Genomic DNA, 24,362 nt, shown 5'->3' with positions numbered 1-24,362 from the left:
CTTATTATTATGTTTTAGGAGCAATTGTAGTATGAATATCAGTGTGAAAATACATAAATACGGATATGAGCCTGAAACGATCAGGCACTCGCCTTGGCGGAAAAGGCAGGAAAGACATCGGGACGGTCGAGCAGGACAAAGTGGCTGCACTGGTCAACCTCGATAATGGACACGCCATACCTGGCAGCCGATTGTGCACTCTCGGTCATCGACTCGACATCGAGCACTCGATCCTTGCCTGGCACAATGATGATGCCATGGGTAAGACAGCCAAAGATTTCCGCGTCATTCTGTTCCATCCACAGCAGCATGGAGCGCAGATTGGCTACCATGACATCGGTGCGACGGGAATTGAATGGCAGTCCTTCGATAAAGGCGCGCTTGCGTTCATCGTCGAGTGGGCCCCAGGCACCCCGGTTGTGCCGGGAGATGGGCTTGCGCCGCCAGAGCGGCACCAGGAAACCCATAAACCACATGGCTGCAGGTGATATGGCAGACACCGGCCTGGCCTGAGGCAGTACCGGCGCTTCCAGTATCACTTCTACCGAATGGAACAGGTCCGGTCGCTGCCGGGCTGCCTCGAGTACCACAGCCCCACCTCTGGAATGCCCATGCACTCGGACTCTTTGAGACTTCGGCAAATGCTCCAGTGCCAGGTTCAGCACCTCGGCATCGTATTCGATGCTGCCCTCTGGCGCCATCGGCGTGTCAATCCAGGCCGCCTGCACGAAATGCGGCTTTTCGATGGGGAGATGATAGGCACAGCTGTTTACTGCAATCAGCTGAACATCCGGCTGGTCATAGAAGCCAGTGAAGTAGGTGAGGTTCTCGACAAAGCCATGCATGCAGATCACCGTGGCGGCCGGCGCCTCACAGTGCCGCTCGACGATGGCCGCCGCACCCACCTGGTAGACGACGCCATCGAAGGCCTCGCTGGCACGTGGCTTGCTCTCCTTGCGCAGCAGCCAGTAGCGTGCCGCCAACACGACAAGCAGCGCCACACCGAACCAGAAGAGAACCCACTGCATTTACAGCTGCACCTGCATGACCATCACCGCAGCGGCGCCTGCCGAGCGCCGACTCATTTCAGGGCAGGCTCCGAGCGCTGATCTTCTTCCGACTGCTCACTCTTGGGGTTGTCATGCTCTCCGCCGGTGTCGGACTCTGCCGTATCTTCAACGGGCAATGTCTTGTTCGAACCCGTCCTCTTGGTCTTGCTGCCTTTCTTGCCTGGTGCACTCGCAATATTGTCAGCCGATTTGAGGTCGTCACGATGATAGATCACGGTCGACTTGTCGAATGCAAGGGCGTCAAAGGCAAAGTCATCGACGGTCAGCATATCGAGCACTTCAGCTTCATAGTCACGCATGAACTCGGCATCCTCACCCGAGATCAACTGACGCTCCACCGCCGCTTCGACCCGCTGCTCAGGGTGCAGCGCAGAGGCTGGCAATTCACCCTTGGCATAGGCCTTGTTCACGGTGTGGTAGATGCCCTCGGCGCGCTTGTAGTTCTTCAGCAGCTCGTTGTAGCGATACAGCGGGTTGTCTTGCTGACCTTCCTCCCAGGTATTCCAGGTATTGGTAGTCAGTTTCGCGCGCAGGGCTGTATCGGTACTGATAGCACGGGCGATGCTGTGCGTCAGCTGATCCGAGGGCAGCTTGAAGCGACGGCCAGCCGGGAACACGACCAGCCGCAACACAGCGGCCAGTGCCCGGGAAGGCAGGTTGGCGAAGAAGCCATCGAGCGCTTCTTCAGCGTTGAACAGCAGAGTCTGACAGCTGAAGTCGAGCAGCGCTCTTTCGCCCTCGACAGCAGTGCCCTCATGCCAGTTCTTCAGCACCATCGACGTCAGATACAATGAAGACAACACATCACCCAGACGCGCCGAGATCAGCTCGCGCTTTTTCAGGTCGGATCCCAGGCTCGCCATGGCTGCATCGGCGCAGAGGCCGAAGCCGGCACTGATTCGACTGACCGCCATCGCGTAAGGCGCAGCAGCTTCATCGAAGGGTGTGTCCTTGCTGGCGATGCCCACACCCTTGGTCAGCGAGCGGGCGAAGTTACCAAAAATCAGACCGGCATGACCGAAGAAGGCCTTGTCGAAGGCTTCCGAGTCATTTGCATCGCGGGCAGCGAGCTCGTCCAACACGTAAGGATGGCAGCGAATCGCGCCCTGGCCAAAGATCATCAGGCTGCGGGTCAGGATGTTCGCACCTTCAACGGTAATCGATACTGCTGTGGCATCTGCGGGGATGGCGAGGTAGTTTCGTGGCCCCTTGGTTACCGCCTTTCCACCATGCACGTCCATGGCATCATGGGCCATCTGACGCTGATACTCGGTCAGGTGATATTTGAGAATGGCCGACGGCACTGATGGCTTCTCGCCGTTGTCGACCATATTGGCCGTCTGCAGCACGCTCGCCTGAGCGATATAGGCCTTGCTGGCAATGCGGGCCAGGGGTGCCTGCACACCTTCCATCTCGGCAACCGGCACATTGAACTGTCTACGGATGCGGGTGAAACCACCTGCCGTGCCGAGCATGTAGCGTCCAGCGCCACTCGCGCCCGAAGGCAGCGTGACACAACGGCCGACCGACAGGCATTCGACCAGCATGCGCCAGCCCTGCCCGATCATGTCGGTACCGCCGATGATCCAGTCCATCGGAATGAACACGTCCTTGCCGAAGATTGGGCCGTTCAGGAACGGACTGCCAACTGGCCAGTGACGTCGGCCAATATCCATGCCTTTGGTACCCCGGGGTACGAGGGCGCAGGTAATACCGCGATCTTCCTCTTCACCCAGCAGGTGGTCCGGATCGAACAGTCTGAAGGCCAGGCCGACCACCGTGGCGATCGGAGCCAGGGTGATCCAGCGCTTCTCGAAATTGAGTTTCAGGCCGAGCACTTCCTTGCCTTCAAACTCACCCATGCAGACAACACCGGTATCCGGCAGCGAAGTGGCGTCAGAGCCGGCCCGAGGCCCAGTCAGACCAAAGCATGGAATTTCCCGGCCATCGGCCAGGCGGGGCAGATAATGCTGTTTCTGTTCGTCAGAGCCGTATTTCAGCAGTAGCTCGCCTGGGCCGAGCGAGTTCGGCACGCCGACGGTGGTCATGAGCATTTCGTTCACGGCAAGCTTCTGCAGTACGAGCGACTGTGCCTTGGTGGAGAGTCCCAGGCCGCCATACTCCTTGGGGATGATCATGCCAAAGAACTTTTCCTTCTTCAGGTATTCCCAAAGATCGGCTGGAAGATCGGCGCGCTCCACAGCGACATCCCAGCTATTGCACATGCTGACCGCCACTGAACACTGATGATCGATGAAGGCCTGTTCTTCAGCCGGGATGGCCTCGCTACGGTTTTTCAGCAACTGATTCCAATCAGGGTTACCGGAAAACAGCGCGCCGTCCCAGCCGACAGTGCCAGCATCGAGCGCTGTACGTTCAGTCTCGGACACCTTGGGAGACACTTTCTTGAAATAGTCGAACAGCTTTGGGGTCAGCCATTGCTGACGCAGGCCGGGCAGTCCGGCGAAGGCCGTGCCAGCTGCAGCCAGCAGGAGCAAGGCGCCGAGAATCTCGGTATCAAGAAGAAGTCCAATGATGCCAGTGGCGAGCAGAACGCCGATGGCAGCCTTTGCACCCGCTTCCTTGCGCATGACAATAAGTAAACCGGCCACAGCCAGAATGAGAACAATCAGATAGCTCATATGATATCTCTGTGAGTCAGTGGGCTTTTGAGGCGAATCCGGGAAAGGATACCGCTTGAATCAGTAATACTACGATATTTTTGCGGGCTGGGGGTCAACTGATTTTCGCATCATGCCGCGAATCTGCCGCACTGCAGGCTCACTATCGCCGTTGATTTCCTGTTGCAGGAAGGAGAGCAGCGCCTCTTCATGGGCGACGAGATACGTCAGAAATTCATGATCCTCGGGGGCCGACTGAGCCTGTAATCGGCGAAACAGATGAAGATAAGGGTCAGCGCTATGCATCAACACCCGAAGGCTGAGCTTCCAGGGTAGGCAGGCCAGTGCGAAGCCATAGCTGAAGCCGCCGACCTTGCTGAACAACAGCGATCCTGCCCTGATTTGCCGCCGCTGCAGCAAATCGAGCAGACCAGCCTGAGTCTGTTGTTCGAGCAGGATGAGCAGAGAGCAGAGCTGCTGGTGCTCTGTGCTCTGCAGCCACAATAAGCCTTTGAATAGCTGAACCCCGGCCACCTCCGATTTGTAGGCCTTCACAAGATCGGCCTCAACGACCGAGACCGCCTGCTTCATAAGCGATTGAGCGGCTCGGTCAGTTCAACAGAGGCTTCCGGAATCAGGTTGGCCTGGATGTCTGCCTCGGTGAACAGCAGCTTGCGATAGTCTTTCTCGGAATATCGCAGCGACTGATCGTTGAACCAGGGTGAGGCTGGGTCGGTCGACTGGGCATAGCTCAGCAGACCGTAGGCCTCCGGCCCGGTATCGGTGAATTCGAGACCGAAATGCCAGCTGGTGCCGCGCGCGATGCGCCAGCCGACGCCAGGGCTTTTCGCCAGCCCTGCAGTGTCGTCGATGACCGGGGGAGAGACTCTTGGGAAGCGGGTGTCTTCCGCCACTGCTGAATCGACAACACCGATAGCGTTGAAGACGCCATCGACACCACCATCGCCACCGTGCCAGGGGAACGACTGCAGGAGGTCCTGCGCTGTGCCCCCTGGCGGCACGCCGCCACTGGGCTGATAGTACTGCACGCTGCCCAGGGGAACGTTGTAAGCGATGCTGGCCGAGTCCAATGAATCAAGACCTCTGGCCAGTGATATCAGCATCAGATCATCTGACGTACCCCTGGCCTCTGCCGACGGATCGGCAGGCGTACCCACGGGATCAGCCGTATTGAAAGCCGTTGTAAAGTCAGCAGGCAGGGCATTTCTGTATTGACCGATGAACACCCTGAAGACGTGCGCCCCGACGCTGGCGCTATCATAGACACCGTCCCAGCCAGCCAGCACCGCACAGGCGCTATCGACAGCCCGGCTTGTCCCAGGTGTTTCTTCAGTGGACGTATCGACCGGCATGCTGCCGATGAGCGCACAACGTTCCAGTAATTCCGGGAGTAACAGCTCCGCATAAAAGGAGCGATTATTATAGATGACCTCAATCAGGTCGGTACTACTGAACTTGCCGTCCTGGCCAGCTGGTGGGGCTGCTGCGAAGCCTGGATCGAGCGGGTTCTGCAGCATCTTGAGACCGATGCGTGTACGTGCGTTCAGTGGCACCTGCTCCGGCCCAAACAGTGGTGAGTAGCCGGTCAGAAACTGCGCGGGATTGGTCGCCCAATAGCTGTCATTGGAGTTCTGCACGAAATCCTGGCGCTGCAGCATGGGCTTGTCCTCGAATGGAACCAGTCCCCTGCACTGGCCTTCGACCCAGTCATCGCGCGAATTGCTACCATCCAGCAGGATCAGGCCGTTATTGAAGAGGCTGGCAAAGATCGGGCTCGCAGCCCGCTTCGCATTCAGCGCATCTTTGGCCGCTGCTGAAAGGTTCGGCGTGGAACTGCTGTCGATGTAGAAGGCATTGCCCTGGTCATCAGCGTAAATCGTGTTGGTCCAGAACGTTGATCCGCATTCGCGAAATACAGCCTTGAACGAATCCAGGTCGCTGGCCTGACTCATCTGTAGCCAACTGTCGAGCAGCTTGGTCGTTTGGGCATTGGCGTCGCGATAGGTATAGGCGAGATTGGACGAGCCCCAGGCGGGCAGCCCGCCATCGGTCACCAGGTCGGCGGCCACCATCGGCCCGTATTCGGAAAAATACATGGTGTGTTCGAGTTCGGTCGGTACGGCCGTGCCGTTGTTGACCTGTATCCGGAAAGTTTTACTGGTGATCGGTTTTTCCTGGCCATCCTTGATGTAGGTCATTGGATCACCAGGTTTGAGGCTGAGCGTATAGAGTGTGAACTGACTGCTGGTAGTCACCGTGTGTGACCAGGCAAGATTCTGATTGAAGTTGATGAGAGGAATAGCCGTGCCCATCAGGCCAGCACCATTCATATCGAGATAGCCCGGCACGGTCATATGGACCTGATACAACCTGCGCGAACCGGTATAAGGGAAATGGGGATTGGCCAGCAAGGCGCCTTTGCCCTGCTCGCTCATCTCGCTACCGATTCCCCAGGCGTTACTGGCCAGACCGGTGTCAAGATCGGCGCCCTGTTCACGAACGGCTCTGGCGGCGGCCGGCGCCACTTCGTAAGCTGGCATCAGTCTCACTGCCGTGCTCGAACCCGGTGTCGAAGTATCGGCTATGATACGTGGCTCCGCGGACACGCCTGGTGGTGTGGCAACAAACACAGCGCCCGTCGCAAATACTGCGCCACTGGCATACTGCCCGACGATACGATAATGCGCATACAGATCGATCGGTGTTATTGGCTTGACCCAGGGCTGGTTACGGCAGGCCTCCGGCAGCGTGGACGGGTCCGTCTCCCGCACATAGCGGTTGTAGCCAGCAGTGAAGCCTTCAGTCAGCGCCCTGCTCTCAGGCGTTAGCTGTTCGAACTCTGCTTCAGCGCCGGATCTGATGTCCTGAGCCTTATAGCTAAAGTCTGAAATGATATTGGCGTTGTCAGGGCCGGGACCGAAATAGAGCGCTCGCTCGCTACGAGCCTTGACGAAATTCTCAGCCAGCAGACAGACATTGTCCTGCGCCTGAGCATAGCCAGAGCCGAAGGCCGCTGAGGCCAGATTGTCAGCCCTGATATGTGGAACACCGTTCGTGGTCCTGCGAATGCTGGCCTTCAACAAGCCATCCTGTGGAAATAGCTGTGCCTGATTCGCACGCGAGTCGTCGTCATCATCGTCAGAGCAACCCACCAGGTTCGTCAGCAGCAAGCCTGAGAAGATCAGCGTGCAGATAATAGTGGTTCGACGCATGCAAACCGTGCGGTCGATTCGCGGCCGGGGTCTTGTCACATCGTCTTCAGTCGAGGTCATGTTATACCCTGCCCGTATGAGGCTTCAGTTTGTTGTAATTATTGTTGACTGTCTTTTTTGACTACGTAGTAACCAGCAGTCTGCCCGCTCTGGCGGCCGAGTTCAATACCCCCTCGGAGCGGTGTTAGCCCTTCGCTATCAGATCTGTGGAATTGGACAGGCGGCGAGGAGCGCTTTGGTATACTCGTGCTGGGGGGCGTCGAAGACCTGATCGGCCTGACCACTTTCAACGATCTGACCGCGCCTCATGACCAGAACACGCGAGGCAATCTGTCGAACGACATTGAGGTCATGGGTAATGAAGATGAGTGTGAGGGCATGCGTATCCTGCAATCGCAGCAGCAGTGCCAGGATCTGCGCCTGCACCGACACGTCGAGGGCTGATACCGATTCGTCACTGACGATGACTTCCGGCCGCATGCACAGGGCACGCGCGATACAGAGCCGCTGGCGTTGGCCGCCCGAGAGTTCGTGAGGCAGGCGGTGGAGGTGATCCGGCTGCAGACCAGCTTCGTTGAGCCAGTGGAGCTGCGTCTCGAGGGTGGGCTTCTGTCCGGCGAAGCGCAGCGCTTCACTGATCACTTCTCCAGCGTTGAAAAAGGGATTCAGAGAGCTCAGCGGATCCTGGAAGATCATCTGGATGCGCTGTCCGTAACGTCTGAAATCCTGCTTGCGGTAGCGATCTGGCAGTCTTTCCATGGCCGTTGGCGCATTCTCGGTGGACGAACTGGCTGACCCGCGAAGGCTCACCGTTCCGCCACTTTTGTCTTCGAGGCCGCTGATCATGCGACCTACTGTCGTCTTGCCGGAGCCACTCTCACCTACCAACGCCAGAATTTCCGCCGGGTAGATGTCGAAACTCACGTCATCGACGGCCAGCGTCTTGCCGAATATTTTTCGCAGATGCCTGACTTCAATCAGTGTGGGCCGCTGGTCGCTCATAGAGGCCTACTCCTGTGTTCTGGCCCATCGACGTCGCTATCCAATAACCAGCATCTGGCCATGTGCCCGCCGTCATCAAAGGCTGGTGGCAACTGCTCGCAACGCTGCCAGGCATGTGGACAGCGAAACCTGAATGGGCAGCCTGTCTGGATATGGTCGAGCGCTGGCGGCGCCCCGGGAATGGGCTCGATACTCGCCCGCCCCTGCTTCCAGTTCGGCGTGCAGGCCAGCAAGGCCTGACTGTATGGGTGCTTGAGATTCTGGAAGAAGCTCTGCTTGCTGGCGCGTTCGATGCTTTGACCGGCATACATCACAGTCACGGAGTCAGCGATTTCAGCCACCACACCCAGGTCGTGGGTGATCATGATCAGCCCTATGTGCTGCGTGCGTTTCAGATCGTTCAGCAGATCCAGGATTTCAGCCTGCACACTCACATCGAGCGCAGTCGTTGGCTCGTCGGCGATGACCAGCGAGGGCTCGCAGATCAGCGCCATGGCGATCATTGCCCGCTGCAGCATGCCGCCGGAAAACTCATGTGGATACTGTTTCGCACGCTTTTCCGGCTCGATGATGCCGACGCGCTCCAGCCACTGTACTGCGCGCCGTCTGGCATCGCGCCGGCTCATGCCAAGGTGCACGCGCAGCGGTTCTGCGAGCTGATCGCCCACCGGCAGCACGGGATTGAAGGCCGCGGCTGCGTCCTGAAAAATCAGTCCGATCTGACGTCCGCGTAAACGCCTCAGTTCTCGCTGGCTGCAGCTGCCCAGATCAATGACGGCCTCCTTCGTCGGCGCAAAACTGAGCTGCTCGGCGTCCACCTGCGCACGGCCAAGCAGGCCAAGCACCGCCAGCATCGATACGGACTTGCCACAGCCGGATTCGCCGACGATACACAGCGTCTCTTCACGATCGACACTGAAGCTGGCGCCCTGCACCGGATACACGGCACCACGCTCAGCCTGAATGGCGACTCTGAGATCACGAACATCGAGTAATGCCGCCATTAATCAGCTCCCCTGCGAATGGCCATGGCGTCTCGTAAGGCGTCCCCAAGCAGATTGAACAGGAGGACGGTGATACTGATGGCCAGCGCGGGAAACAGCATCATGTGCGGATTGGTCAGGAGGCGTGAGATACCATCGTTGCACATCGAGCCCCAGCTTGGCGCAGGCGGCACGACGCCCATGCCGATGAAGGAGAGGAAAGCTTCGGTAAAAATGGCCGATGGAATGGCGAAGGTAAAGCTGACCAGTACGCTGCCCATGACGTTGGGAATGAGGTGGCGGAGGATGAGGTAGCGCTGCCCTGCGCCCATCAGGCGGGCCGCTTCGATATAGGGCATCTCCCGCAGGCGCAGGATCTCACCGCGAACGAGTCTGGCTGGCGAAGGCCAGCCGAGCGCGATCAGGGCGATAACGAGCGCAGCAATGCCACTTTCGCCCGGCTCGGTGCCCAGGGCAACGCGAAACAGAATCATGAACAGCAGAAAGGGCAGCGCAATCACGAAATCCACGATACTCATCATGATAGCATCGACCCGGCCACCGATGAGGGCCGAGGTGGCACCGTAAGCCAGACCAAACAGCATATACATCAAAGGCGCGAAGATGCCGATGAACAGCGACACCTGCCCACCTTCCAGTAGGCGGGCCAGCATGTCCCGTCCAAGATGATCGGTACCAAGGGGGTGGGCGGGCAGTTCGATGGTCGTCTCGCCCTCTGCAATACTGGCCAGCTCGGCATCGAATTCGCTCATCGCCAGCACAGGTGTGACCCGGATCTGCTGGCGATAGCGCTCGGTGCCAAGCTCGTCCACTGCCAGCAATGTGTATTCATAACGCTCTGGCCTGAGATTCAGCCGATCCTCATACCAGCTGTCGCCGGCTTCGAGCACCGCCACCGGCATGCCGAGTGAGGCTGCATTCATGCCTTCGGACCATCGGTAGAGCTGATAGCCCTTGGCGCTGGTATCCTGCCGCCAGCTGAGCCGGACAAACTCAGTGTTCGCCTCGATCACGCTCAATCTGGCTGTCGATGCGCCCGCCTCAGGTGTTTTGTCCGGCCCTGTCCACAGTTCATTGGCGTCAACAACGATCGCTGTGCGGCTGCCAATAGGTGAAGAGGCGATCTGGTTGAGAAATTGCGCTTCAGGATTGATCGACCACAGCGACGGGCCAGCTACGACAGCCAGTATGAGGCCGACAAGCATGACCAGGCAGGCAATCGCCTTGCGGTCGGCTTTGAGCCGGCGCCAGACCGTAGCCCAGTAACGATGATCTGCTGCGTTGGCCATCAGGTCATGTCCCGGCTGATTCGAATGCGCGGGTCAGCCCAGGCATAAAGGAGATCGAAGGCCAGCACGACGATGACCAGGAAGGCGCCGTAGAACACGGTGGTCCCCATGATCACGGTGTAATCCAGCTGTGCGACGGCTTGAACGAAGTAGCGGCCGAGCCCGGGAATGGCGAAGACCTGCTCGACTACGAAGCCGCCAGTGGTAATGCCGGCGATGGTCGGCCCCATCACACTGAGCGTGGGGAGTAGCGCATTGCGAAGCTGGTATCGCAGAAAGCAGCGCCAGGGTGGCAGCCCCCTCGCCTGCGCAGCGAGCACGTAGGGCTGGTCCGCCGTGTCGATCAGGCTGCCCCTCAGGAGGCGGGTCAGGAAGGCCATGGTGCCCAGGCCAAGCATGAGCGCAGGTGCCCAGATATGCGAAATCGACCCCCAGCCAGCGACTGGTAGCACCTGCCAACCGGTGAACTGATTCATCTCGACGATGAAGAGCTGCGCGAGTGCGGCAAACACGAAGCTTGGCACCGACACTGCCACCATAACGCCGAGAACAGTGGCGGTATCAGGCCAGCGGCGCCGCCAGATGCTGGCTACGGAGCCAAAAATCAGTGCGCCGAACAAGGCGAAAATGAGCGCCAGCAGGCCGAGTATCGCGGACACGCTGAAGTGCTCGGCGATGATGTCATTCACCGACCGGTTCTGCTGGGTAAAGGAGACGCCGAAATCACCTTGCAGCAGCCGCTGCATATAAATCAGATACTGCTCACCCAGCGGCTTGTCGAGGCCATAATAGGCTTGCAGCGTCGCGTAGATCTTTTCCGGAATGACCTTTTCATTGCTGAGGGGATCACCCGGCACGAAGTGCATGGCGAAGAAGGTGGCCGTGGCGACGAACCAGATTGTGACGATCGCGTACAGGATGCGGTTGAGCAGATAGCGCATCATGGCAGGGCCCTGGCCTGCTCGGCGACCGAGAGCTTGCGCGCATAGGTGAGCAAGGGGTCGCCACCGAAGCGCAGACGAACGACACCGGTCAGCGCTGGATCCTGCAGATACACCAGCGCATTTTCGTAGAGCGGCAGCAAGGCCGTCTCTTCACGTAGCAGGATCTGCATGTCGTTGAACAGTGCAGCCCGCTCGTCAGGATCGAGTGTAGTCTGAGCCTTGGCCACCAGCGCATCATATTCAGCACTCGAAAAACCGCCTCGATTGTTGGGATTCCAAGAAGCGAAGAGATCGGCAAAGGTCATCGCATCATCATAGTCAGGCCCCCAGCCCGCCATGGTAATGTCGAACAGACCCTGCGCTTCACGAGCAATACGCTGCTTGAAAATCTGCTTGTCGATTCTGACATCGAGTCCGAGCGCGAGCTGCAATCGATTCTGCAGGAACTCTGCCTGCTTGGCCGCGCCAGGGCTGTCTGAGGTGAGCAAGTGGATGGCTGGCGGTTCTTCAAGGCCATGCCGCTGCATGAATCTCGCCAGATGCGCCCTCGCCTTCTCGATATCCATGCTCACGGGCGGCTGCGGATAGCGTTCCTGGATCCGAATACCGAGGCTACTGACAAACTCAGGGAAGATGCTGCCCGCGGTTTCAAAACCAGGAATGGCAATGATCTTGTCGACCAGCGTTCGGGGGCTGTAGACCAGTGAAATGGCCTTGCGCAGATCCGGATCCGAGGTCATACGACCGGGAGCGAAATTGAAGCGCAGGAAGAACAGGCTCCCCACCTTGAACTGCTTCAGCGGGGCAAGATCGAGGTTGTCGACGCCAATGTTGGCGAGAGCGATACCGCCGTCAGCAAACAGATTCATCACGGCCAGCGGGTCAGAGGTGATGTGATCTATGTCGATCGCGTCGAGCTCGACCGCTTCCTTGTTCCAGTAAGCAGGGTTACGAAGTAGCTGCAGGCGGGCACCGTGAACCCAGCTGGCGAGCGTAAATGGACCGTTGTAGGCCTGCTTGTCGGCATCGGCTGCGTAGGCGTCGCCAAAGCGCTTCACATAGTCTTCGCGTACCGGCAGATAGGTCATATAGGCGGTGAGCGCGAGAAAGTAGGCGCAAGGACGTTCCAGAATCACTTCAATGGTGAAATCATCGAGCGCTCTGACACCGAGCGTCTCGGCTGCCTGCTCACCATTGACGATGGCTTCAGCGTTGAGGATCGGATAGAGCAAATAAGCGTAGGGTGAAGGAACGGCCGGGTCGACGATCCGACGCCAGGCATAGACGAAGTCATGCGCCGTGACGATCTGACCATCATGCCAGCGGGCGTCGCGGCGGAGGTGAAATACAGCTCGGGTGGGCTCGAGCTCCCAACGCTCGGCAACGCCCGGTGCCAGCTCGCCATCGACCCCATAGGTGGTCAGGCCCTCCTTCAGATGCCGTAGCAGGAAGGAAGCGTACTCATCCTGTGCCGCCATGCTGTTCAGTGAAGGCGGCTCAGTCGACAGGGCCAGCGTGACGCGGCCGCCGGCAATCACGGTAAATGTCTGCAGGCAGAGAAGAGCCAGTGCTAGCAGGCGAATCATCGGGTGGAATGACTTGATGGTACTGACTCTTTCATGGGTGTCCGAAACCGGCCTGGCCCCAGATCAATGTCGACGCGCCTTCTGTTTGGCGCACCATGCGATATGTCGAGCAATGGCCTCATCGGCACGAATGCGCTCCAGCGTACTGAACTCGCGTGCCAGTGTCATCTCATCGTACAGGCGATGCAAGCCCCGATGACACAGTCGACAGACCCAGATCCCACTATTGAGCTGCTCACGGTCGTAGCGTTTCTGAAAGTGGGCGCGGCGGTGTACCTTGCGAGGAATCAGATGATGGAAGGTCAGATCCACCACCCGATTGCACAACTCGCAATGCTCCGGCGCTTTCATCTGACACTACCGTGACGTGGCGGTCGTGCCTTGCAGGGCCACCTCGGGCTCTGTCGCACAGCCAATGAAGCCACCGGTCTGATGCGCCCACAGCTGGGCATAGATTCCCCCTGTCCCGATGAGTTCGTCATGTCGCCCCGTCTCGACGATGCGACCATTGTCGATAACTACCAGCCTGTCCATCGCGGCGATGGTCGACAGTCTGTGAGCTATGGCAATCACTGTCTTGTCGGCCATCAAGGTCGCAAGACTGCTCTGGATGGCCGCTTCAATTTCAGAGTCGAGCGCAGAGGTCGCTTCATCGAGGATCAATAGTGGCGCATCCTTCAACAGAACTCTCGCGATGGCGATACGCTGGCGCTGACCGCCAGACAGCTTCACCCCACGCTCACCGACAACGGCGTCATAGCCCGTGCGACCTTCGTTGTCTGTGAGATCACAGATGAAATCGTGCGCTTCAGCTTTCCTGGCCGCCTCGAACATTTCTGCTTCGGTAGCTCCCGGACGACCATACATCAGGTTTTCGCGAATAGACCGATGCAGCAACGAAGTATCCTGCGTCACCATGCCGATATGCGCGCGTAGACTCTCCTGGGTCACGCTCCGAATATCCTGGCCATCGATACGAATGACACCGGACTGTATGTCGTAAAAGCGCATCAGCAGATTGACCAAGGTGGACTTGCCAGCGCCTGAGCGCCCCACCAGACCAACCTTTTCACCAGCGCTGATCTCGAGATCGAAGTGGTCGATCACGCCGCTCGCCTGCCCATAATGGAAGCTCACCTGATCAAAGCTGATGGCGCCTTTGCTCACCTGCAGGATCGAAGCATCAGGGTCGTCCTGGATGCTCTGGGGCACGGCCAGCGTATCCATGCCGTCGGTCGCGGTGCCGATATTTTCGAACAGGGCACTGACCTCCCACATGATCCACTGCGACATGCCGTTGAGGCGCAGAACCAGACTGATGGCGACCGCGATGGCGCCCACGGTAACGGTGGCAGACATCCACAGCGCAATGGAGAGCGCCGAAATCGCGAAGGCCAGTACGTAATTGCTGGCCTGAATGCTGACGCTGATGCCCGTCGCCAGGCGCATCTGCCGATGAACGGTATCAAGAAAGCTGCCCATGCTTTCGCGAGCGTAATCACTTTCCCGCTGCGTATGGGAAAACAGTTTCACGGTCGCGATATTGGTATAGCTGTCGACCAGCCGCCCCGTCATCATCGAACGCGCCTCAGCCTGTTCGGTGCTCACTCGTCGCAGTTTCGGCAGGAAATAGGCCTGCAGCCCAATGTAGACCGCCAGCCAGATGATGAGGGGTAAGGCGAGGACGAGGTCGGCCTGGGCGATCACCACGGTCATACTGATGAAATACACCGTCACATACACCATGACATCGAGCAGCTTCATCACCGTTTCGCGAATGGCTAGTGAGGTCTGCATCACCTTGGTCGCAATACGGCCAGCAAAATCGTCCTGGTAGAAGCTCATGCTCTGACGCAGGAGATAGCGGTGCGCATTCCAGCGAATCGCCATCGGATAGTTGCCGAGGAGGGTCTGGTGAATCACCGTGGAATGCAGCAGCAGAAGGACGGGCATCACCACCAGCAACAGGAAACCGAAAAGGAAGAGCTTCGGGCCTTCCTCCTGCAGCAGCGTTTCCGGATTGCGATTGATCAGCCAGTCCACCAGCTGGCCAAGCGCGGCAAACAACGTGGCCTCGAGCACAGCGATCATGGCCGTCAGCAGCGACATCAGTAGCAGGTATTTCTCTGCACCACGCGTGTAGTGCCTGCAGAAGGCGAAGAGCGTGCCAGGTGGCTGGGTGGGCTCGTCGGGTGGGAAAGCCGGAATCAGTCGTTCAAAAAAGGCAAACATTGGCGCTCGAAATCAGATTGATGGCAATGAGGTCTAGAGACTGGCGGCGTTGACACACAGCACCAGTAATACCGCGATCTCGAACAGATAGGTGACGGCTGCCCCTATTCGTCGCGCCTGAAAGCCTACTGTCAGCATGCCATAGGCATGGCTGAAGCGAGCCAGAGAAAACGCGATGGTCAACACGGCGATCGTCGCGCTGCCGCTACCACTCAGCGCGGCTACCAGCAGGAGGAGACCGAAGGGTACGGTATGTTCAAGCGCATTGGCATGCGCACGTATAGCCTTCTTGAGTTCGAGATCATTGCCATGACCGTTGGAGATATTCTTTCGAATACGGATACGAGAAACGTTCATGGCGAGCAGAAACGCGAGGCCAAAATTGACCACGAAGAACACGAGAAGCCAGGCCAGCACAGATGATGTCATTTAAGAATTCCCGAGGTGAAAGAACCGTTTCAGCAGACCGCGTAAGATAGCAGAGCGCCACCGCTTTCTGCCAGCAGTGCGCTCACCAGCCAGTTGCAATGACGCGCCCTGCTTTCTTCGTTACACTGAGTGCATCTTCCAAGGAATGCTCTTCCCCATGGTCCAACTGCTGCTATTCGCCATATTGTCTATCGTTGTCTCATTCCTGTGCTCGATCCTCGAGTCTGTGCTGCTCAGTGCCACGCCCACCTTCGTCGATATGAAGAAGAAGGAAAAACGCGCCTGGGCCGAGACTCTGGAATCGTTCAAGACCAACATCGATACGCCACTCATTGCGATTCTCACACTGAACACGGTGGCTCATACCGTTGGCGCCATCGGCGTGGGCGCAAGCGCCGAGGCAGCCTTCGGAAGCGGCGACAATGTCGTGGGTATCGTATCGGCGGTGATGACGGCGCTCATTCTCATCGTCTCGGAGATCATTCCCAAGACGATAGGCGCCACTTACTGGAAACCATTGGCTGGACCAGCGACCAGAGTACTTCAGGCCTTCATCTTCCCGTTGAAGTGGACCGGCATCCTCTGGTTTCTCCGCCTCACAACACGGCTCATTGGCAAGGATGCTCATGTCAGTGTCATCTCCCGGGACGACTTCAGCGCCATGACTGAAATGGCTGACCGCCATGGCGTGTTCGAGAAAAATGAAAGCACGGTCATTCACAATCTGCTGCGCTTCTCCGAAATACTGACGAAGGACATCATGACGCCCCGAGCAGTTATGAAAGTAGCCAATGCAGACCAGGCAGTCGGCGAATTTCATGATGCGAACCCTGGCCTGCGATTCTCCCGCGTGCCAATTTACAAGAATGACCTCGAGAACATCACTGGCATGGTGTTGAAAGATGAGGTGCTGGAAACCATCGTGAACGAAGGGGGCGACAGACCGCTTGAGTCGCTCAAACGTGACATCTTCGTGACGACACGTGACACCCCGCTGCCGGACCTTTTTCAGAAACTGGTTGGCGAACGCAGCCATATCGCGCTGGTGGTTGACAGTTATGGTTCGGTCAGTGGAATAGTGACCATGGAAGACATCATCGAGACACTGCTCGGCCTCGAGATCATGGATGAAAGTGATGACGTGGCCGATCTTCAGCTGCTCGCAAGACGGAACTGGGAAGCGCGCGCAAAACGCATGGGGCTCGCTGTCGCAGAAGACAGCACTCTCGATGAATCCGTCAGGCCAGAACCCTCCGCATGAGTCGATCCATTGATGAAAACTCGGTTCCGGAGCGCGGCAGTCTAGCCGAGCGGCTCATCATCGCGGCAGAGAAACTCATAGAGTGCCAAGGCGATTTCGAGTTCTCGATGCGTGGACTGGCTGCGCACGTCGGCGCAAGCCCGATGGCGGCCTACTGTCACTTCGATAACAAGATCAATCTACTGCAGGCCGTAGCAGGCCGAGGCTTCTACCGGCTCCAGCAGGCTACACAGACGGCCGTTCGCAGCGCAGGCGACGACCCGCTGCAACAGCTCGAAAATGGCGGTGTGGCCTATGTACAATTTGGCTACGCCAACCCTGCCCTGTATCGCCTCATGTTCGGCCCTACGCTGGTCGCCGAGACCACGGCGTGTTTCGAGAAGGCCAGGCATGCCGGCTGGAGCGTGCTCGCCGATACCATGCAGCGCTGTGCCGAGCGCGGCTATATTGAGCCTGAAAGCGTAGAACGTCAGGCTGTGTACGCCTGGTCGATGTCGCATGGGCTGACCATGCTGATGATCGACCGCTCAGTTCACATGTTTCATGATCTCGGCCACAAACCCTGCGACATCGAACAATTTATCCGTTGTGGGATTCAGCAAATGTGTGCGAGCATCCGCTATCTCAAGCTAGAGACGCCAGACAGCTGCTGATACATTTAAGGATCGAGCATGGACAAGTTCCCTGAAGTGCAAAAGCCATCGGCGCTGGACCGTTATGGATCCAGAACGCTGGTCCTGCTGATGATGTTAGCGGCCGGCGTTTTTTTTGGCGGCTCACTTTACGCTGTACGCTCAGAAGAGGTGCGGCAGTCGCCCAAGCCACTGCCAGTCAATGTCGTTCGGGTTCATGAACAGGACAGTTTCGTCGCCACACATAAATATGCCGGACGCATCGCTACCGGGCAGGTCTCAGACCTTGGCTTCCAGCTCTCCGGCGAGCTTGTGGAACTTCTGGTGAACGAAGGCAGCCAGGTCAAGGCTGGGGCAGCACTGGCACGGCTGGATACCGCGCGTGCCGAGGAAAACCTGACGCAGCTGAAAGCTCAGCGCAACGAGGCAGATTCAGCCTTGCAACAGGCCGAGTCCAGTCTTCGGCGGGTGCAGGACCTTATAGGCAAGGGCTTTGCCAATCAGCAGGACCTCGATGACCGCAAGGCCCAGCGGGATGGCCTTCGTTCCCGAATCGTGGCCATAGAGTCGAACATTCGCGTGGCCGAGCGGGATCTCGAAGACAGCACCCTTTATGCACCTTTCGCCGGACAGATTCTGCAGCGCTTCGTCGATCAGGGCTCAGTCGTTCAGGCGGGCCAGCCAGTGCTGCGGCTCAACCAGAGTGGCGCCCTCGAAGCCCGCATCGGCGTCCCCGTGAATGCCCGCAAACGCGTGAGTGAAGGCGAGCGTTTCAAGCTGACCGCTGGCGGCCTGGAAGCTGAAGGCGTCGTTACAGCGCTGGTGTCAGACGTCAACACCGGCACCCGAACGCTCACCGCAATACTGCAGATCGAAAATGACCCTGGCTTCGTGCCGAGCGATCTGGTGCGACTCGAGCTTGACGAAATTCAGCGACAGACCGGCATCTGGGTGCCAGCCCATGCCCTCAATGAAGGCTTGCGCGGCTTATGGTCGGTCTATGTGGCCGTCCCGGCTGGCGAACAGACCACCGACGAGTCGATGCCGCAGGTACATGAACTGGTGCGAAAGGATGTCGAGATTCTGGCCGTGCAGTCTCGACAGATCTACGTGCGAGGTACGCTTGAAGACGGTGATCTGGTAGTGGCCGATTCGACAATGCGCTTTGTACCCGGGCAGCTGGTGAGTGTCGTGAGCAATACGACCCTGCCTGAAGCAGCGCAGCCCGAAGAGCGTGTGCAGTGACAGCGTTCTTTACCAATACCCGGCTGCTGATACTGACCATCATCCTCATCCTGGTGTCGGGTCTGAGTGCGGTGATGACCATGCCGCAGGAAGAAGACCCGAAGGTTCTCAAGCGTAACGTCCTGGTGCTGACGAGCTATCCCGGGGCGAGCGCGGAGCGTGTCGAGCGCCTGGTCACGGAAAAGATCGAGAACAAGCTGCGCGAGATCGCCCAGGTCGACAAGATCCGGTCTGTTTCCAGCGCCGGCCTGTCGAGTGTGTCAGTTCAGCTGTTGGATGCCGTCACCGACAACGGTCCACCTTTTGCTGATATTCGCGACGCCCTGGATGAGGTCACGCCCTTTCTCCCCGCTGGGGCCTCAGCGCCACTGTTCAATGACGATAGAGGGTATGCTTATACGCTCATGGCCGCCCTCACCTGGGATGCCGCCAGCGAGCCAAACCTGCTGATCGTCAAGCGCCTTGCACAGGAGTTGCAGGACCGTCTGCGCAAGGTCTCGGGCACCGAACTGGTCGAACTGTATGGCGCGCCCGAAGAAGAAGTCGTTGTCGAAGCCAACGCGGCGGTCACCGAATCGATGGGCCTCAACAAGCGCGATATCGCGCGCACCATCGCGGCCTCTGACGCCAAGATTGCCGCCGGCGTCTTTCGCGGCAGCGATAGTGAATACCTGCTCGAGGTGCGTGGTGAGCTGGATACATTGTCCCGCCTGGCAGAAGTGCCAGTGCATGAGGACAGCAGCGGCGCGATTGTTCGAGTCGCTGACATCGCCACCGTACGCCGCCAGCTGAAGCAGCCACCAGACAGTCTGGCCATCGTGAGGGGCGAGCCCGGCGTGGTGGTGGCCTCACGCATGATGACACCTGCCCGAATCGGCGATTGGACTGAGCGTACGCGAACTGCGCTGGACGAGTTTCGCCGGGATCTGCCCGCCGGCATCGAGCTACAGGTCATTTTCGATCAGAACGCCTACGCCAGTGAACGCTTCGGCATACTGACTGACAACATCCTGCTCGGCATCGTGCTGGTGTGTTCAGTGCTGTTCTTCACCCTGGGCTGGCGCAGTTCACTCATCGTCACAGCAGCCATTCCCCTCACGGCATTGAGCGCGCTCTTCGTCCTCAATATTTTCGGTATCCCGATTCATCAGATGTCGATTACCGGACTCATCGTGGCGTTGGGACTCCTGGTTGACGCGGCTATCGTCATGACCGATGCGATCCGGCGACGACTACTCGACGGACTGACGCCGCTGGCTGCAGTGCGTATTTCCATACGACGGCTGTGGATACCGCTGCTCAGCTCGACACTCACCACCATCATCGCTTTCATGCCCATTGCGTCCATGCCCGGCGGCGCTGGCGAATTTGTTGGTCCCCTCGCCTGGTCCGTGATCATAGCGCTCATCGTCTCGTATCTGCTGGCCATTTCCATCGGTGCAGCGCTCAGCGGATTCTTCCTGCCGTCGAAGGTTCAGCCCTACATTGGCCGGGAACACGAAGCCCCCTTTCTGGTGACAGGTGTGAGTCTGCCCGGGCTGGGCGCGGCCTTCAGTCGCCTGCTCGATGCCAGCCTTCGGGCACCGGTGGTGTCGATCATTGGGTCAATGGTCCTGCCCTTGATCGGCATCATCTGCATCCAGACCCTGCCGCAACAATTCTTTCCCAATGCCGATCGCAACCAGTTCCACATCCAGATGCGTCTCGCACCCCAATCACCGATCAACCAGACCGTCGACGCCATCGAACAGGCCAACGACTATCTGCTCGAACAGCAGGATATCGTCAGTGTCGACTGGTTTGCGGGCAGCTCGGTACCGGCCTTCTATTACAATCTTCTGCAGAATCAGGATGGTCAGTCCAATTTCGCTGAAGCCATGATCGAAACCACATCACTCGCGGGCGTCGAAGCGCAGATGCAGCGGATACAACATGATCTTGGCCGAGCACTGCCGAACGCACAGGTAATCGTCAGACAAATATTGCAGGGCCCGCCGACTCAGGCGCCTATTGAACTTCGCGTGCTAGGCCCCGACATGCAAACGTTGCAGGCTATTGGCGAAGACGCGCGTCGCCTGTTTTCGCAGGTGCCAGAGATTACCCATACCTTCGCCAGTCTCAGCGGTGGTGAACCAAAGCTCTGGTTGAATGCAGACGAAGACGCTGCCCGGCAGGCTCAACTATCCCTGACCGATATTGCTGCCACGCTTAACGATGAATTAAGCGGCGTTTCAGGCGGCAGCATCGTGGAAGGCGCTGAACAACTGCCCATTCGGGTGCAGCTGAACAATGGGGCCCGCGCCGATTTCGAAGAGCTGTCGTCCCTGAGCATCCTGCCATCGCTCAATCCTGCGCAGTCCCAGACCAATGCCCGGCAGTCGGACCCGACCTTCCGGGCAACGCCGGTGTCGGCGCTTGGTGACCTCACGCTAGAACCATCGGCCAGCCGCATCGAACGCTTTAACGGCGAGCGCGTGAACTCGATCAAGGGCTATGTCCAGGCTGGTACACTGCCATCGACAGCCGTAAAACACTTCGATGCACTGGTCGATGCACAGGGTCTGGATATTCCGCCAGGCTATGCTCTGGAATGGGGCGGCGATGCCGAGGCGAGAAGCGATAGTGTCGGCGACCTGATGGCCAAGGTGCTGCCATTGTCCGTGCTCATGCTCGCCACTATCGTGCTGACGTTTTCGAGCTTCAGGCTGTCGCTTGTCGTGGTCATCGTGGCCGTGCAGGCTGCAGGGCTGGGTATGCTAAGCCTTACGCTGGCCGGCTACCCCTTCGGTTTCATCACCATCATCGCGATTATTGGTACTGTCGGGGTGGCGATCAATGCAGCGATCATCATCATTTCCACCCTGCGTCTGGATCGCTCAGCCTGCCATGGCGATCGAGCCGCAGTCGCCCGCGGCGTGATGGAAACCACGCGGCACATCAGCTCGACCACCATCACGACCTTCGGAGGCTTTCTGCCGCTGCTGCTGTCGGATGGTGGCTTCTGGCCACCCTTCGCCACAGTGATTGCTGGTGGCGTCATCCTGTCCACCATCATCTCGTTCTTCTTCGTACCGCAGGCCTTCCTGCTCATCACTCAATGGCGTCCGATCAAGGTGATCGAGGAGACTGCAGAGGCCGAAGCGGACAGTGTGCGAATGCTTACAGGCCCATCCCGAGCCGAATCAGCCAGCTGATGCCCAGCAGGGTGACGACCCCGCCACCCCAGAGCACGACGAACCAGAATAGTCTTCCCCGGCGCTCAAACATGATCGGCATGATACAGGTTGGCCTTGTCCATCTTGCCTCTGAAAACCCAGTATGAATAGGCGGTGTAGGCCAGAATCATCGGAATCAGTACGGCGCTGCCCACCAGCAGAAACAACAGGCTGTCATCGGGTGCGGCAGCCTGCCAGATGGTCACGCTCTGCGGCACCATATATGGAAAGATGCTGATCCCGAAGCCGATGCCGGACAATATGAATAGTGCGATGGTCGCGAAGTACGGCAGTCGCTCCGAGCGCAGCGTCAGTGCCTTGAGCAGCCGCCAGGCGGTATAGGCCGCGAATATCGGCAGCAGTATGAACACGATGGTGTTCGGAAAGCTGAACCATCGCAGCTGTATGGATTCAAAAGCCCATGGCAGGTACACACTCACGAAACCGATGCAGGCCAGCAGCAGAAACACTGATATGCGTGCCACTCGGTACTGCCAGTCCTGTAGCGGCCCCGAGGTCTTGAGTATCAGCCAGGTTGAGCCGAGCGCGACATAGCCAACGGCAAGGGCAAAGGCGCAGAAAATACTGAAGGGCGTGAGCCAGTCGAACCAGCCACCGGCGTAAGCCCTGCCGTCGACTTTGATGCCCTGCAAAACGGCACCAAGCATCAGCCCCTGCATGAGTGCGGCCACCAGTGAGCCCGCAAAAAAACTCCAGTCCCAGACGAAGCGCCCCCGTTTGGTCTTGAAGCGGAACTCGAAGGCAACACCGCGAAATACCAGCGCCAGCAACATGATGATCAGCGGCATATACAGCGCAGGCATGATGATCGCGTAGGCCAGAGGAAAGACAGCAAACAGCCCGCCACCGCCAAGCACCAGCCAGGTTTCGTTACCGTCCCATACCGGCGCGATGGTGTTGATCATCACATCCTTTTCGTCTGCTGATGCAAACGGAAACAGGATGCCGACGCCGAGATCGAAGCCATCCAGAATGACATACATTCCGACCGCAAAGGCCAGAATACCGGCCCATATCAATGCCAGGTCCATTGCTCTCTACTCCCTTGGCTTACGCTTGTCGCTTGCCTTGTCAATGACCGTCTCCGGCCTCATGCTCGCGGCTGGTGTAACGCCTGCGGCCCTGTCCGGCGAGCCTCGATCGACACCCTTTTCATGCAGGCTCGGACGATGCTTCATCTTCCTGATGATGTAGAACGTCCCAGCCCCGAAGACCGCGAAGTAGACGATGATAAAAGCCAGCAGTGAAGCGGCCACGCCCGGCGCATCGATCGGTGAGACCGAATCAGCGGTTTTCAGTAGCCCATAGACCGTATATGGCTGACGGCCCACTTCCGTAGTGATCCACCCGGCGATGACTGCGATGAAACCCGTCGGTGCGATCCACACCGACAGCCTCAGCAACCAGCGATGGTCAAATAGCTGCTTTCGCAGGCGTAGAACGAAGGCCGCCAGACCGACAGCAATCATCAGCATGCCGATACCGACCATGACCCTGAAGGTCCAGAAAATGACGCTGGCATTGGGTCGCTCGTCTTTCGGAAAGTCGAGCAGGCTGGGCACTTCTCCAGTGAGGCTATGGGTGAGAATGAGGCTGCCCAGATAGGGAATGCCAATAGCGTAATGTGTGGTCTCTGCCTCCATGTCCGGTATACCGAACAGCAGCAGCGGGGCCCCATTTTCATACTTTTCGAAGGTGCCTTCCATCGCCGCGACTTTGGCTGGCTGGTGCTCCAAGGTATTGAGCCCGTGCAGGTCACCGATGATCAACTGAGCTGGCGCCACCAGCAAGGCCATCCACATGGCCATCGAAAACATCAGCCGCGCAGGTCTGTTGCGCTTGTCCTTCAGCAAGTGCCAGGCAGCGACACCACCGACGACGAAGGCTGTGGTCAGATAGGCTGCCGTTACGGTATGGACGAAGCGATAGGGGAAGCTGGGATTGAACACGATGGCCAGCCAGTCTTCCGGGATGAACTGCCCCTGCTCGTTCATGCCGTAGCCGGTCGGCGTGTGCATCCAGCTGTTTACAGACAGTATCCAGAATGCAGAAATCAGGGTGCCGATCGCGACGATGAGCGTGGCGGCGAAATGCAGCCTTGGCCCCACCCGCTTCTCGCCGAACAGCATGACGCCAAGAAAGCCTGCTTCCAGGAAGAACGCGGTCAGCACTTCATAACCCATCAGCGGGCCCAGCACTGGTCCGGTCTTGTCGGAAAAGACGCTCCAATTGGTGCCGAACTGATAGCTCATGACGATGCCGGAGACGACACCCATACCGAATACGACCGCAAAGATCTTCAGCCAGAAGCGGAAAGTCTGAATATAAATGCGCTTGCCGGTCTTGAGATAGAGCCCGTTGAGTACCGCCAGATAGCTGGCAAGCCCTATGGAGAAGGCAGGAAAGATGATGTGGAAAGCGATGGTAAAGCCGAACTGAATTCTGGCGAGCAGTAATGCGTCCAGACTGCTGAGAGCCAGGTTTTCCATAACGAAGATGCCTCGGGTATAAACGACTGACGAGCGGCGCACATATCCATATGCACCAATCCCAGTCTAGTTACGCCAAAGGCATCGTC

18 protein-coding genes are annotated in these 24,362 nt (G+C 58.3%); 4 read left to right on the top strand and 14 right to left on the bottom strand.

The features are described 5' to 3' along the window. Positions 1-80: 80 nt before the first annotated feature. From ABD735_RS07495 to ABD735_RS07440, 12 genes are all read right to left on the bottom strand, one after another. Positions 81-1,028, bottom strand: coding sequence for an alpha/beta fold hydrolase (locus tag ABD735_RS07495; RefSeq protein ID WP_344804927.1), 948 nt, complete (start codon positions 1,026-1,028; stop codon positions 81-83). Positions 1,029-1,081: 53 nt separating this feature from the next. Continuing rightward, on the bottom strand, positions 1,082-3,712 hold the full coding sequence (locus ABD735_RS07490; protein WP_344804925.1) for an acyl-CoA dehydrogenase: 2,631 nt from the start codon (positions 3,710-3,712) through the stop codon (positions 1,082-1,084). A 69-nt stretch (positions 3,713-3,781) separates the two neighbouring features. Continuing rightward, positions 3,782-4,282 carry a hypothetical protein gene (locus ABD735_RS07485; RefSeq protein ID WP_344804923.1) on the bottom strand — a complete coding sequence of 167 codons (501 nt, stop codon included), beginning with the start codon at positions 4,280-4,282 and terminating at the stop codon, positions 3,782-3,784. Continuing rightward, positions 4,279-6,984: a penicillin acylase family protein gene (locus tag ABD735_RS07480; RefSeq protein WP_344804921.1), complete on the bottom strand. Its 2,706-nt coding sequence runs from the start codon at positions 6,982-6,984 to the stop codon at positions 4,279-4,281. The genes ABD735_RS07485 and ABD735_RS07480 overlap by 4 nt, the downstream gene beginning before the upstream one ends. 138 nt (positions 6,985-7,122) lie before the next feature. After that, positions 7,123-7,926, bottom strand: a complete 804-nt coding sequence (locus ABD735_RS07475) for an ABC transporter ATP-binding protein (protein WP_344804919.1) — start codon at positions 7,924-7,926, stop codon at positions 7,123-7,125. Continuing rightward, positions 7,923-8,930 (bottom strand): ABC transporter ATP-binding protein, encoded by a 1,008-nt coding sequence (locus ABD735_RS07470; RefSeq protein ID WP_344804917.1) that lies wholly within the window; start codon positions 8,928-8,930, stop codon positions 7,923-7,925. The genes ABD735_RS07475 and ABD735_RS07470 overlap by 4 nt, the downstream gene beginning before the upstream one ends. Then, positions 8,930-10,219: an ABC transporter permease gene (locus ABD735_RS07465; protein WP_344804914.1), complete on the bottom strand. Its 1,290-nt coding sequence runs from the start codon at positions 10,217-10,219 to the stop codon at positions 8,930-8,932. Before ABD735_RS07465 ends, ABD735_RS07470 begins: the two co-directional genes overlap by 1 nt. Beyond that, positions 10,219-11,163, bottom strand: coding sequence for an ABC transporter permease (locus ABD735_RS07460; RefSeq protein ID WP_344804912.1), 945 nt, complete (start codon positions 11,161-11,163; stop codon positions 10,219-10,221). Before ABD735_RS07460 ends, ABD735_RS07465 begins: the two co-directional genes overlap by 1 nt. Further along, entirely contained in the window at positions 11,160-12,749 is a 1,590-nt protein-coding gene (locus tag ABD735_RS07455) for a peptide ABC transporter substrate-binding protein (RefSeq protein WP_344804909.1), read from the bottom strand. Before ABD735_RS07455 ends, ABD735_RS07460 begins: the two co-directional genes overlap by 4 nt. 63 nt (positions 12,750-12,812) lie before the next feature. Beyond that, positions 12,813-13,100: a hypothetical protein gene (locus tag ABD735_RS07450; protein WP_344804907.1), complete on the bottom strand. Its 288-nt coding sequence runs from the start codon at positions 13,098-13,100 to the stop codon at positions 12,813-12,815. Positions 13,101-13,106: 6 nt separating this feature from the next. Further along, positions 13,107-14,981 carry an ABC transporter ATP-binding protein gene (locus ABD735_RS07445; protein WP_344804904.1) on the bottom strand — a complete coding sequence of 625 codons (1,875 nt, stop codon included), beginning with the start codon at positions 14,979-14,981 and terminating at the stop codon, positions 13,107-13,109. A 33-nt stretch (positions 14,982-15,014) separates the two neighbouring features. Then, positions 15,015-15,410, bottom strand: a complete 396-nt coding sequence (locus ABD735_RS07440; protein WP_344804902.1) for an MAPEG family protein — start codon at positions 15,408-15,410, stop codon at positions 15,015-15,017. A 157-nt stretch (positions 15,411-15,567) separates the two neighbouring features. On the opposite strand from ABD735_RS07440, the gene ABD735_RS07435 reads away from it, so the two are divergent. From ABD735_RS07435 to ABD735_RS07420, 4 genes are read left to right on the top strand one after another with little or no spacing between them, the layout of a single operon-like run. Further along, on the top strand, positions 15,568-16,671 hold the full coding sequence (locus tag ABD735_RS07435; protein ID WP_344804900.1) for a CNNM domain-containing protein: 1,104 nt from the start codon (positions 15,568-15,570) through the stop codon (positions 16,669-16,671). Continuing rightward, positions 16,668-17,324 carry a TetR/AcrR family transcriptional regulator gene (locus ABD735_RS07430; protein ID WP_344804898.1) on the top strand — a complete coding sequence of 219 codons (657 nt, stop codon included), beginning with the start codon at positions 16,668-16,670 and terminating at the stop codon, positions 17,322-17,324. Before ABD735_RS07435 ends, ABD735_RS07430 begins: the two co-directional genes overlap by 4 nt. Positions 17,325-17,342: 18 nt before the next feature. After that, the gene (locus tag ABD735_RS07425; protein WP_344804896.1) at positions 17,343-18,548 is read left to right on the top strand and encodes an efflux RND transporter periplasmic adaptor subunit; all 1,206 of its coding nucleotides are present in this window, start codon (positions 17,343-17,345) and stop codon (positions 18,546-18,548) included. Then, positions 18,545-21,742: an efflux RND transporter permease subunit gene (locus tag ABD735_RS07420; RefSeq protein ID WP_344804894.1), complete on the top strand. Its 3,198-nt coding sequence runs from the start codon at positions 18,545-18,547 to the stop codon at positions 21,740-21,742. Before ABD735_RS07425 ends, ABD735_RS07420 begins: the two co-directional genes overlap by 4 nt. A gap of 65 nt (positions 21,743-21,807) precedes the next feature. Here the strand turns inward: ABD735_RS07420 and cydB are convergent, their stop codons facing one another. Together cydB and ABD735_RS07410 are read right to left on the bottom strand one after the other, a co-directional pair. Then, positions 21,808-22,815, bottom strand: a complete 1,008-nt coding sequence (gene cydB, locus ABD735_RS07415) for a cytochrome d ubiquinol oxidase subunit II (RefSeq protein ID WP_344804892.1) — start codon at positions 22,813-22,815, stop codon at positions 21,808-21,810. Positions 22,816-22,821: 6 nt separating this feature from the next. Further along, positions 22,822-24,273: a cytochrome ubiquinol oxidase subunit I gene (locus ABD735_RS07410; RefSeq protein WP_344804890.1), complete on the bottom strand. Its 1,452-nt coding sequence runs from the start codon at positions 24,271-24,273 to the stop codon at positions 22,822-22,824. Positions 24,274-24,362: the final 89 nt, after the last annotated feature.

The organism is Allohahella marinimesophila (assembly GCF_039538005.1).
Taxonomy (GTDB): domain Bacteria; phylum Pseudomonadota; class Gammaproteobacteria; order Pseudomonadales; family Oleiphilaceae; genus Allohahella; species Allohahella marinimesophila.
Note: the sequence above shows the minus strand (reverse complement) of the source record. Positions and strands in the feature narration are given on the sequence as shown.